Here is a 12,211-nt window from a genome sequence, read left to right on the forward strand (position 1 = left end):
CGAGGAAGTAGTACTGCGTCGGTCGCTTGTACCGACTCAGGTGTTCCGCCGCGAGTTGCTCCAGTTCGTCCTGGGTGGCCGTCCCTGCGACGTGGGCGACGACGGTTTCGCCGGTCAGTTCGTCGGCAACACCGGTGGCGATCACCCCGGAAACCTTCGGATGTTGCATGAGGACGTTCTCGACTTCGGCCGGATACACGTTGAAGCCCGAGACGATGATGATGTCCTTAATCCGGTCGACGAGGTAGAGATACCCGTCCTCGTCGAAGATCCCGATGTCACCGGTCCACAGCCAGCCGTCGTCGGACAGTGCGGCTTCGGACGAGGCCTGGTCGTTCAGATACCCCATGAAAACGCCGGGGCTGCGCACCACGATCTCCCCTTCGTCGCCGATGTCGACCGGCGTGCCCGAGTCGTCGACGAGTGCGACCTCGACGCCCGGGAGGACCCTGCCGACCGATGTGGGCCGCACCGGAGCACCGCGTCCGAGCGTGACGACCGGCGAGGTCTCGGTGAGTCCGTAACCCTGCGCGATCTCGATCCCGAAGCGTTGCTTGACGCCCTCGAACACCTCGACGGGCAGCGCGGCAGCACCGGAGGAAGCGAACTGCACCGACGCCAGCGAATCGTCGGGAACGTCGGCCTCGAGCCAGCGCTTCCACATCGGCGGTGCGCCGGTCAGGCTCGTGACACCGTGCTCACTCACCAGGCGCAGGCTCCCCTCGGCATCGAATCGCTCCTGCAGAACCAGGGTCGCTCCGGCATCGAGTGTGGCCATCAACACGACGTTGAGTCCGAAGATGTGGGTGAACGGCAGCGAGCCGATCGTGACGTCGGTGGAGGACAGTGGCGGGTCGACCTCGCGCAGCGCGGCGTGGATCCAGCGCAGGTTGTGGTGACTCAGCACCGCCACCTTCGCCGCTCCGGACACGCCGCTGGTCGCCATGTAGAACGCGGGCGTGTCGTCGTCACGGTCGACGATCGTCGGCTCGGTCGGCCCATCCTCGGCGGACCGGGCGATCGCGAGCATCTCGATCAGGTCGATCGTCGGTGTTCCGAGCGACGTGTCGCCGAGATGCAGACGCCCCGCATGGCCCACGAGAATCATCGTCGGATCGGCCGCCTCGAGCTTTCGGGCCAACTCGCTCGTCGGGCTTCCCGGGTTGAGCGGCATGACGATCCCGCCGAGTCCGAGTACCGCGAGCGAGGAGACGACGAACGCGGCGTCGTTGCCCGTTGCGAGTGCGACCGTCGTGTCGAGTCCGACGCCACGCTCGCCGAGGTCGACCTGCATCGCGGCCACCTGGCGGCGCAGTGCCCCATACGTCACATGGTCCTCACCGTCGATCAATGCGACCTTGCTCGCATCGTGCCCCGTGATGACGGCTGCCAGATTCATCTGTCCCCCTGATCCACCGAATCGCCCCTCGATCCTGAGATTCCAGTATGTCACGCGTCGGTGCAGACCCACCGATGCGGATGGCTACCATGCGAAGACCGGTCGACAGAGGAGAATTTCGTGACAACTGCAGCCATCTTCGATCTCGACCGAACGTTGATCGCCGCATCGACGACGCCGATTTTCATGCGGCATCTGTCCGAGGCCGGGATCTCGTCGAGCATGTCGAATCCGGTGCTGGAGTCCGTCGTCGGCGCAGCGACCAAGACGCTCAAGACCGTGTTCGACACCGTCGGCGAGTCGCGTCTGTTGATGCAGCCGGCCAAACTCGCCGTCCGCGCCGCCGTCGGATGGTCGGTCGCCGACGTCGAGACAGCGTCACAGGGCGCGGCTGCAGAGATCGCCAAGCAGATCCTGCCTTTCGCCAAGCTGCTCATCGAGGACCATCGTCGAGCGGGCGACCTGCTCGTCCTCGCGTCGACGTCACCGCTCGCGTTCACCGAGCCGTTGGCCCACGCCCTCGGGTTCGACGGCGTGATCGGCACTGCGTGGAAGCACGAGGACAACAGCTACACCGGCGAGATCGACGGTGTGTTCGTGTGGGGCCCCGACAAGGCCCACGCCGTCGAGGAGTGGGCGGCAGAACACGACGTCCGTCTCGACCGCAGCTCGGCCTACAGCGACAGCTACTTCGACGCCGCGCTGCTCGACCTCGTCGGCAAGCCGGTCGCGGTGAACCCCGACGCGCGATTGGCTGCGCTGGCCACGATCAAGGGTTGGCCGATTCGTCACCTCGACAAGAGCGAGGGTGTGATCAAGGTCGGCGGCCGCGAACTCCAAGAGTGGTCGCGCCCGTTGATGCGACCCGAACTCGTCGCTCCGTACGCCGACATCGTGTTCCAAGGCGACGACAAGATCCCCGCCGAGGGACCCGCGCTCGTCGTCTTCAACCACCGGTCCTACTTCGATCCGACGGTGATGGGACTCCTGATCGCCCGCGCCGGGCGGAACATCCGGGGTCTCGGCAAGAAAGAGGTCTTCGACGTTCCGATCATCGGACGACTGCTGCAGGGGCTCGGCGGAGTCCGCGTGGAGCGGGCCTCCGGATCAGACGCACCGTTGCGAGCCGCTCAACGCGCGCTCGAGGGCGGCGAGTTGGTGATGCTCGCGCCGCAGGGAACGATCCCGCGTGGGCCGGCCTTCTTCGAGCCCGAACTGCAGGGACGCTGGGGCGCCGCCAAACTCGCTGCCGAGACACACGTGCCGGTCATCCCGGTCGCGCTCTGGGGAACCGAGGACGTCTGGCCGCGCAACCAGCGGCTCCCGAACATGAACCCGCTCACCCGGCCCGTCGTGACGGCCGTGGTCGGTGACCCCGTCGAGCTCAAGTACCGCAGCCCGAACGCCGACACCAAGCGGATCATGAGCGCGATCTCGGCACTCCTCCCGCCGGCCGCCTCCGAGGTGCGCGAGCCGACGACCGAAGAATTGATGCGCACGTTCCCTCCCGGATACTCCGGAGACCCGTACGCAGAGGCGACCCGCCGCCCCGGCACCGACACCTGACACGACCACGCACGACGAGACGGAGACGCCATGGCCCGAGAACGCACTGCCGAGACGTCGGCCCGCATGAGCGAACACGAAGCGCTGATGTGGAACATCGAGAAGGATCCGTGGCTGAACCCGAGCGGCGCGGGTCTCGCGATCCTCGACGGGCCACTCGACATGGAGCGTTTCCGGCCGACGCTGATCGCCGGGATCGCACACACGCCACGCCTCTACCAGCGCGTCGTCCCCGGGTTCGCCCGTCTGTCCACCCCGGCATGGGTCCCCGATCCCGAGTTCGACCTGGACGCCCACCTTCGCGAGACGGTGCTTCCCGCTCCGGGATCGATGAGCCAGTTGCTCGATCTCGCCGCCCGGCTCTACGTGGAGCCGTTCGACCGGACCCGGCCGTTGTGGCGCTTCGTGGTGATCGGTGGATTGGAAGGCGGACGCTCGGCGATCTGGTCGATGATCCATCACTCGGTGAGCGACGGCATCGGCCAGCTCAGGATGGCGGAGCTGTACCAACAGGTCAGCCGCGACGAGCCTCAACCGCCCGGGGTCGACCTCGACGCGGTGATCGCCGAGGCGGTCGCGGCCGGCGGGGCGAAGGAAGCCGGAGGCGACCTGGCGACCAATGCGATCTCGAGCATCCAGGCGTCGGCGATCCATCTCGCACGACGGCAGTTCGGGATCGGGCGTCGGATGCTCGGCGAGTTCGCGATGTGGCCGGCCGATCCGAGTCGGATCGGGTCGACCATCGAAACCGCGGTCGACACGGTCCGCGGAGCGGCGTCCCAGTTGCGACCCTCCGGAGACGACGACGGTGAGCCCGTTGCGGGGTCCCGCCTCTGGTCGGGTCGTTCCCGCCACCGCCACTTCGAATGGGTCCGCCTCGAGGTCGACGACCTGAAACAGATCGGCAAGCTTGCCGGCGGAACGATCAACGATGCGTTTCTGGCGGGGCTGGCCGAGGCGGCCTACCGTTATCACCTCGAACGCGGGATCCACATCTCGACGGTCAGCTCCAGCTTCGTGCTGAGCACCCGCAAGGACGGTGTGGCCGGCGGCAACGCGTTCACGCCGGTTCCGGTCCGACTCCCGGCGGGGCCGATGACGCCGACCGAACGCGTCGCGGCGGTCATCGCCGCGACCGCGGTCGCCAAGGACGAGGCGCAACGCACCGGCGGGATGACGAGCCTCTCGGGCATCGCCAACCTCCTCCCCACGTCACTCGTGACATCGACCGCTCGATCGGCGGCGGCACACATCGACTTCTCGACGTCGAACCTGCGCGGTGCTCCGTTCCCGATCTTCGTGTCGGGCTGCGAAGTGACCGCGACGATCCCGATGGGTCCGGTCGCCGGGACGGGAGCGAACATCACCGCGCTGTCGATGAACGGCAAGTTCGACATCGGCATCGTCGCCGACCCGGCAGCGATCACCGACCCGGAGTCGTTCCGCGCCGACATCGAGGCGTCGTTCGCGGATCTCCTCGCCGCGTGCGGGTGACCGGGTCGCTACACGTGATGCGCTGAGTCCGACCCGTCGACGATGGCGAGCACGTTGTCGATCGTCGTCTCGGCGATCGCCGCCAGAGCCTCGGTGGTCAGGAAGGCCTGGTGCGCCGTGATCAGCACGTTCGGCATCGTCAGGAGCAGGGCGAAGACGTCGTCGTCGATGATCTCGGCGCTCCGATCCTCGAAGAACAGATCTCCCTCCTCCTCGTAGACGTCGAGCGCCAACGAGCCGATGTGGCCCGTCTTCAGGGCGGCGAGCACGGCGGACGTGTCGACGAGCGCCCCGCGGCCGGTGTTGACGAGCATCGCGCCGCGGCGCATCTCACTGATCGACCGCTCGTCGATGAGGTGGTGGGTCTCATCGGTGAGCGGGCAGTTGAGCGTCACGATGTGGGCGCGCTGCAGCGCCTCGTCCAGTTCGACGTATTCGACGCCGAGTTCGGTCAGGTGCTCGTCGTGGAACGGATCCACCGCGATCACCTCGCAGCGGAGGTGCCAGAGCAACCGGGCGACGATCATGCCGATCTTGCCGGTGCCGATCACGGCAGCCGTCTTGCCCGCCATGTCGAACCCGACGAGACCGTCGAGGGCGAAGTTTCGATCGCGGACCCGGTTGTGAGCCCGGTGGATGTGCCGGTTGAGGCTGAGCATCAGCGCGATCGTGTGCTCGGCCACCGCGTTCGGCGAATACGACGGAACCCGGACGACCTGGATTCCCAGCCGCCGGGCAGCGTCGAGGTCGACGTTGTTGAACCCGGCACAGCGCAACGCCACGACGAACGTCCCGCCCGCCGCGAGCGCCTCGAGCACCGGCGCGGACACATCGTCGTTGACGAAGACGCACACCGCGAAGGCACCCGCGGCGAGGCTCACGGTGTGGACGTCGAGTCGGGTCTCCAGATACTCGATCTCGATCGGCCGACCCTCCACCTCGGCATCGAAACCCCGGCGGTCGTACGGCTTGGTCGAGAACATCACGAGACGGGTCATCTCGCGATTGTCCCCGATCGTGGCACCCGACACCAGCAACCGACCGTTGATCGGGACGTTCGACTCTGGCGGTCATCGGTACGAACGGGCCTTGATGGAACCATGAACGATCGGAACGGCATCGAAATCCTGGACGAGACCGAATGTTGGCGGTTGTTGGACGAGACGATGGTCGGCCGGTTGGCCGTGGACGTCGGAGGCCGTCCCGACATCTTCCCGGTCAACTTCGTCGTCGACGGGACGTCGCTGGTCTTCCGCTCGGGAGCGGGCACGAAGCTCGCGTCCGCGGTTCTGATGCACCACGTCGCGTTCGAGATCGACGGGTACCGCCCGACGGAGCGGACGGCGTGGAGCGTCGTGGTGAAGGGCTGGGCCGAGCAGATCGAGGAGATGAACTCGGTGTTCGCGGCCGAGGAACTCCCGCTGTTCCCCTGGGCCGCGGATCCGAAGCCGAACTTCGTCCGGATCTCACCGCACGAGGTCACCGGCCGCCGGTTCCATGTGCTCGACCAGGTGTCGCCCGATTCGTCGATCGGATGGGAACCGGTCCACGCGGCCCCCGGAGCGGTGATCCCCGAGCCGAACGTCGAGTACCACCCCGGGAGCCCGTTCATGCGGCCGAGCTGATCTCCGGGCCGACCATCGCTCGGTCGGTCAGCGCGGGACCACGGCGATCGGACACAACGCAGCTTCGAGGATCCACGTCGTCACCGAACCGAGCATCGTGCGGCTGACCGCTCCGATTCCGCGCGGGCCGACGACGATGAGGTCAGCCTCGTCCATCGCCTCGGCCAGCGCCTGGCGCGGCCCGTGGAGGACGACGACCCGCTCGGCTCGCTGGTCGGGGTCGACCGCATCGATGGCGGCAGCGATTCGCGCGCGCTCCTCCTCGACGTAGTCGGAGTGTCGTTCGAGCACCAGTTCGGGTTGCAGCCACGGGACCACGTCGATCGCGATGAGCGCGCGCACCGTGGCATCCTCCGGGGCGTTGGCCAGGGCCCACGCCAACGCGGCCTGTGCATGCTCGCTGCCGTCGAAACCGACGACGATCGTGCGACACGGTCGCCGGTCCCAGCCCGCCGGCACGATCACGACCGGGCCCTCGCAGTGCGTCGCGAGGTCCCGGCTCACCGAGCCGAGCACCCGACGCCGGATCTGACCGATCCCGCGCCGACCCGTCACGACAGTGGTCCCCGCTCCGGTCAGGTCGAGCAGCACATCCGACGGGTGCCCCTCGACGGTCAACAGCTCGCCGATCAGGACCTCCTCCGAGTCGCTGTCGGATGCGGCGTCGATCGACTGTGCTGCGCCGACCTCCGCCGTCGCCCTCAGACCGGCCCGGTCGACATCGATCGCGCGACGCCCGGCGAGCGCGAACGTCGGCAGCGGAACGTTCCACGCACACACCGGCACGATCTCGGACGAGGACGCCGCCGCCATCCCGGCCGCCCACCGCAGCGCGACCGCGGCGTCCTGCGAGCCATCCACACCGACCATCCATCGGGTCGTCCGCGCGGCATCGACCTGAGTGTTGCTCATGACCCGGAATCTACAGATACTCCCGATCCGGCGACACGGCCGAAGGTCCCGAACGCACCCGGGTCGGTTCGCTTCACGGTGGAGAGGTCAACGGTGGGGAGGACGACGGTGGAGAGGTCAACGCGTGACTTTCGCCTCTGTTGCCGACGTCCGGAACAGAGGCGGAGTGGAGCCATGCAGGTCACACACAAGCCGGGGGCCACGGAGTCGACGCGACGCTGGATCGTCGGCGCCGACGGATCGGAATGCGCAGGTCACGCCGCAGCGTGGGCCGCCCGCCACGTCCGGGGGCGAGCAGAGGCGCTCCGGGTCATCACGGCGTGGAACATTCCGAGCGTCGCATCGGTCTCCACCATGGGGGCAGGTGTACCGGCGTGGGACACCCGCGAGATCAGCGACGCAGCCGCCGCCATCGCTCAGGACGTCGCCCGGTCCGTCTGCACCGAACTGGGTTCGGGTGATGATGGCGCCGCGCCGTCCCGCCAGACGACGATCCAGGTCGGCGGCAGCGCGTGCCAGGGCGACGCGTCCTCGGTCCTGCTGGAAGCGTCCCGCGAATCCTCGCTGCTCGTCGTCGGCGCACGGGGCCGCGGTGGCTTCAGCCGGCTGATCCTCGGCTCGACCAGCACGCAGTGCACCACCCACGCCATCCGACCCACGGCCGTCATTCCAGCGGCGGCGGCCGTCGGCACCACCCGCCGCATCGTCGTCGCGTTCGACGGTTCGGAGAACTCTCGAGCGGCGCTCGACTGGGCGATGGCGTTCGCGGGCGGTGACTGCGTCATCGAGTGTGTGATGGTCTGGGACGTGACACCGATCGTCGTCGGCGCCGATCAGTTCTTCTTCCCCGAGGCCAGCGACCTCGCGCGGGAACGATTCGGGCACCTCGTCGATCAGGCCGAAGCGGCCGATGCGCAACGACGGCTCACCGACAGGCCGCAGATCGAACGGACCTTCGTCGACGGTCACCCGCGACGCGAGCTCGCCCGCGTCTCGGAGGGCGCCGACCTGATCGTGATGGGCGCTCGGGGCCACGGCGCGATCGGTTCGGCCATTCTGGGATCCGTCTCGACCTGGCTGCTACATCACGTCGACCGCCCGATCGTCGTCGTCCCCCATCACGATCACGTGGGTTCGCACGAGTCGGGCACCGCCGCGCCACACTGACCGAATGATCCGGGTTTTCGTTCTGGACGATCACGAGCTCGTCCGCCAGGGCGTCGTTGCGGCGTTGGAGGCGCAGGACGACATGACGGTCGTCGGCGAGGCTGCGACGGTCGCCGATGGCCTCGCTGCGGTGCGGGCCTGTCGGCCCGACGTGGCGGTCCTCGACGTACGCGTGTCGGATGCCAACGGAATCGATCTGTGTCGTGCGATCGGATCGGAGTTTCCCGACGTCCGGTCACTGATCCTCACCTCGTTCCCGAGCGACCGGGCCCTGGTCGACGCGAGCCTCGCTGGTGCCGCCGCATTCGTCCTCAAGCAGATCCGCAGCAACGAGCTGATCGAGGCGATCCGCCAGGTCGCGGCCGGCCGCCAACTCCTCGACGACGCCGTCGTCCGTGCTGCAGCACGACGGATCCGCGACAGCGAAGTCGGCCGCCTCGACGACCTCACGCCCCAGGAGACCCGCATCTTCGAACTGATCGGCCAGGGCATGACCAACCGCCAGATCGCCGAGGAGATCCACCTCGCCGAGAAGACGGTCAAGAACTACGTGTCGAACCTGCTGTCCAAGCTCGGGATGTCCCGGCGCACCGAGGCAGCGGCGCTCGCGGCTCGGGTCGAGGAGCGCGGCCAGTTCTGAGCGAGAACACCCCGGCGTGCGGCCGTCCGCCTCAGGTCGTGGGTCGCTGCGCGCCGGTGGGGACTCGCCAGACGAGGCGCGTTCCGGACGGTTCGATGCTCTCGATCGAACACGAGCCTCCGAGTTCGGTGGCGCGCCAGATCATGTTCGACAGGCCTCCACCCGCCTTCGGTGATGAGCGGATGCCGACGCCGTCGTCCTCGACGACCACCGACACGTAGTCCCCGCCGGATTCGATCACCGCTCGTGCCGATGTCGCGCTCGCATGACGGGCGACGTTCGACATCGCTTCGCTCACGAGCGCGACCAGTTGATCGGCGACGTATTCGGGGAGGTCGTCCATCGGACCGACGATGCGCAGGTCGGGTGCGAATCCGAGGTGCTCGGCCCGGTCGTCGACGAGCGCCGCGATCTGGCTCGACAACGTCCGGCGATCGTCGGTCCGTCCGAGTTCGAAGATCGACTGGCGGAGCTGGCGGATCGTCTCGTCGAGCGTATCGGTGACGTCGTTGAGTCGATCGCGGGTGGCATCCGAGTCGACTTGGCCGATCACGGATTGGATCGACATGCCGGCGGCATAGATCCGTTGGATGACCATGTCGTGGAGGTCGCGCGCGATGCGCTCACGCTCCTTGAGCAGGGTGATCCGCGCCGTGGTGTCGCGGGCGTCGGTCACGTCGCGCACCGCCGCGATCGTCATCGAGGTTCCCTCGTACTCGATCGGGCTGAGACTGATCTCGACGGGAACCAGTGATCCGTCGCGACGCCGAGCGCTCAGCTGCAGCCCGGTCCCCATCGGGCGACGCCCCGGGTGCTCGGCATAGCGGTGACGGAGGCCAGCGTGTTCGGCGCGCTGCTCATCGGGAACCAGCGAGTCGACCGGGGTACCGACGAGGTCGGCTTCGTCACAGCCGAACAGACCGAGGGCCGCGTCGTTGGCAAGGCGGATCCGGCCATCGGCGTCGACGAGCATGATCGCATCGGGCGCAGCCGACAGCAGCGCTCGTGCCAGGTCCGCCGCGAGAGGCGGGCTGGACAACGTCGGGCCCGACGCCGGCGGGCGCTCGAGGGATTCCGTCACGTCAGCGGATCGGTTCCGCATCAGCGGCGAGATCGCGGTACTCGTCGACCAGGCTGCGTTTGAGCACCTTGGCCGACATGTTCCGTGGAAGCGGCTCGTCTCGGACGACGAGGTAGCGGGGCATCTTGTAGTCGGCGAGGATGTCCTCGCAGGCGTCGAGGACCGCTCGCGGTGTGACGAGATCACGGTCGCCCACCGCGATCACCGCCGGGGTCTCGCCCCAGCGGTCGTCGGGAACGCCGATCACCGCGACCTCCGTCAGTCCCGGGAGCGATGCGACCAGGCGCTCGATCTCGGCCGGGTACACATTGAGCCCGCCGGAGATGAGCATGTCCTTCGCCCGGTCGACGACGTAGAGGTAGCCCTCCCCGTCGACCCGTCCGAGATCGCCGGTGTGCAACCACCCGTTGCGCAGTGCGGCAGCGCTCTCCTCCGGTCGGTTCCAGTATCCCGCCATGTTCTGTGCACCGCCGACGAGGATCTCACCGATCTCGCCCGGAGCGACGGGCTCGTCGTCGATGCCGCCGATGCGGATCTGGCCGTGCAACACGGCGAGTCCGGCGGAGCCGAGTTTGCGCAAGGCATCGTTGGGCGAGAGTACCGTTCCCGCCGCCGACGCCTCGGTGAGGCTGTAGCCCTGTGCCATCGGGACACCTCGTGCCTGGACGGCCCGGATCAACGATTCGGGAACCGCAGCACCGCCCGACGACGCGACGCGCCAGGACGACAGGTCGGCCGTTTCCCAGCTCGGATGTTCGATCATCGTCTGGTAGATCAGCGGCACAGCGAAGAGTCCGGTGACGCCTTCTTCCTCGATGAGGTGGAGCGCGCGTCCCGGGTCGAACGCCTGCTCGAGGACGACGCAGCCACCGGCCCAATACGTGAACAGCCACACCGCCAGACCGCCGGTGAAGGCGAGCGGGAACGGAAGCAGCACCCGATCGGCCGGCCCGAGCGCCATCGCCTGTGCCCATCCCTGCGATCCAGCGTTCCACGACGTGTGGGTCAGGATGGCGCCCTTGGGGTCGCCCGTGGTCCCCGACGTGTAGCACACGAATGCAGGTGCGTCTCCGCCGGCGCCGGGGGCCGATTCCGTCGTCGCTCCGGTGACCCGGTGGGCATCGAGGCCATCAGCGAGGATCACCCGGCGATCACCGAGTCGTTCGAGTGCGGAGGTGAACGCCTCCTCGCTGACGACGATCCGACAGTCGGCATCATCCGCGACGTACGCAACTTCGGTCGCGGTGAACCGGACGTTCATCGGAACGACGACAGCATCGAGCTTCAACGTCGCCATCGCGACCTCGCACCACTCCGGGCGATTGCTCATCAGCAGCCCGACGCGATCCCCGCTGGCCACACCGAGGGCCGCAAGTCCCGCGGCGAGTTCGTCGGTGCGACGATCGATCTCACGCCAGGTGAAGCTGCGGCCCTCGAACCGCAACCCGATGTCGTCGGGACGGTTGGCCGACCAGTACCGGCCGATGTCTGCGAGATGCATGTCGTCTCCGTTCGTCGTGTCACGTGACGAGCGGGTCGGACCCACCCGTGACGAATTGCTCCGCCTCGTCCGGCGTCACCAGGGACGTTACGTTTTCTGCCATGGCGACGGCGGCTCGGGTCGGAATTTCGTTGATGTCCGGCGACAGTGGCATCTCCCCCGTCGAACTCGCCGTCGCCGTCGAGGAACGCGGCTTCGAATCATTGTGGCTCCCCGAGCACAGCCACATCCCGGTCTCTCGCGACACGCCGTGGCCGGGATCGCTGTCCGGTGAGCCGCTCCCCGACGTGTACTCCCGATTGCTCGACGCCACCGTCGCGCTGGCGATGGCTGCCGCGGTCACGACTCGACTGAGGCTTGGCACGAGTGTGCTGTTGCTGGCGGCCCGTGATCCGCTGTGGACGGCGAAGGAGTACGCCACGCTCGACGCCCTCAGCGGCGGCCGTGTCGAGATGGGTGTCGGGTTCGGTTGGAACCGCGAGGAGTTGGCCAACCACGGGGTCGACTTCCCCGCTCGTTGGGACCACACCCGAGAATCGGCGAACGCGATCCGGGCGATCTGGAGCGATGACGTGGCCGAGTTCGACGGCGAACACGTCAGCTTCACCCCATCGTGGGCGTGGCCCAAACCTGCGGCCGCAGCCGGACCGAAGATGCACATCGGTGGAGGTGCCGGGCCGCGTCTGCTCGGCCACGTCGCCGAGTGGGCGGACGGCTGGTTGCCGATCAGCTCCCGCCCATCGCTCGCGAAGCGACTCTCCCTGCTCGACGAGGCATGCGACCGAGCTGCACGCGACCGCTCGGAGATCGAGGTCAGCGTGTTCGG

Annotated in this window: 11 protein-coding genes; 6 read left to right on the forward strand and 5 right to left on the reverse strand. The window is 67.8% G+C overall.

The genetic code is table 11. The annotated features are described in order from the left end of the window. Positions 1-1,399, reverse strand: a 1,399-nt coding sequence (locus WBV89_RS04790) for a class I adenylate-forming enzyme family protein (RefSeq protein ID WP_423980196.1), incomplete at its 3' end; no start/stop codon positions are given. A gap of 120 nt (positions 1,400-1,519) precedes the next feature. Between WBV89_RS04790 and WBV89_RS04795 the strand changes: the two genes are divergently transcribed. Both WBV89_RS04795 and WBV89_RS04800 read left to right on the forward strand, forming a co-directional pair. Next, complete coding sequence (locus tag WBV89_RS04795; RefSeq protein WP_423980197.1) at positions 1,520-2,965, forward strand: HAD-IB family hydrolase; 1,446 nt, start codon at positions 1,520-1,522, stop codon at positions 2,963-2,965. 66 nt (positions 2,966-3,031) lie between these two features. After that, positions 3,032-4,459 carry a wax ester/triacylglycerol synthase domain-containing protein gene (locus tag WBV89_RS04800; protein ID WP_423980198.1) on the forward strand — a complete coding sequence of 476 codons (1,428 nt, stop codon included), beginning with the start codon at positions 3,032-3,034 and terminating at the stop codon, positions 4,457-4,459. 8 nt (positions 4,460-4,467) lie between these two features. Here WBV89_RS04800 and WBV89_RS04805 read toward each other — a convergent pair whose 3' ends face one another. Continuing rightward, a complete protein-coding gene (locus WBV89_RS04805; RefSeq protein WP_423980199.1) occupies positions 4,468-5,457 on the reverse strand; it encodes a 2-hydroxyacid dehydrogenase in 990 nt (329 codons plus the stop codon). Positions 5,458-5,559: 102 nt separating this feature from the next. Between WBV89_RS04805 and WBV89_RS04810 the strand changes: the two genes are divergently transcribed. Next, entirely contained in the window at positions 5,560-6,084 is a 525-nt protein-coding gene (locus tag WBV89_RS04810) for a pyridoxamine 5'-phosphate oxidase family protein (protein WP_423980200.1), read from the forward strand. Between the two features lie 27 nt (positions 6,085-6,111). Here WBV89_RS04810 and WBV89_RS04815 read toward each other — a convergent pair whose 3' ends face one another. After that, the gene (locus WBV89_RS04815) at positions 6,112-6,996 is read right to left on the reverse strand and encodes a universal stress protein (protein ID WP_423980201.1); all 885 of its coding nucleotides are present in this window, start codon (positions 6,994-6,996) and stop codon (positions 6,112-6,114) included. A 174-nt stretch (positions 6,997-7,170) separates the two neighbouring features. Between WBV89_RS04815 and WBV89_RS04820 the strand changes: the two genes are divergently transcribed. Then, entirely contained in the window at positions 7,171-8,163 is a 993-nt protein-coding gene (locus WBV89_RS04820) for a universal stress protein (RefSeq protein WP_423980202.1), read from the forward strand. Between the two features lie 4 nt (positions 8,164-8,167). Continuing rightward, positions 8,168-8,803, forward strand: coding sequence for a response regulator (locus WBV89_RS04825; RefSeq protein ID WP_423980203.1), 636 nt, complete (start codon positions 8,168-8,170; stop codon positions 8,801-8,803). Between the two features lie 31 nt (positions 8,804-8,834). Here the strand turns inward: WBV89_RS04825 and WBV89_RS04830 are convergent, their stop codons facing one another. Beyond that, complete coding sequence (locus WBV89_RS04830; protein WP_423980204.1) at positions 8,835-9,884, reverse strand: PAS domain-containing sensor histidine kinase; 1,050 nt, start codon at positions 9,882-9,884, stop codon at positions 8,835-8,837. Position 9,885: 1 nt separating this feature from the next. Further along, entirely contained in the window at positions 9,886-11,385 is a 1,500-nt protein-coding gene (locus WBV89_RS04835) for a class I adenylate-forming enzyme family protein (RefSeq protein WP_423980205.1), read from the reverse strand. Between the two features lie 101 nt (positions 11,386-11,486). Here WBV89_RS04835 and WBV89_RS04840 point away from each other — a divergent pair. Further along, the coding region (locus tag WBV89_RS04840) for a TIGR03619 family F420-dependent LLM class oxidoreductase (RefSeq protein ID WP_423980206.1) at positions 11,487-12,211 on the forward strand (725 nt) is incomplete at its 3' end.

Source organism: Ilumatobacter sp. (assembly GCF_049588435.1).
Lineage (GTDB): Bacteria > Actinomycetota > Acidimicrobiia > Acidimicrobiales > Ilumatobacteraceae > Ilumatobacter_A.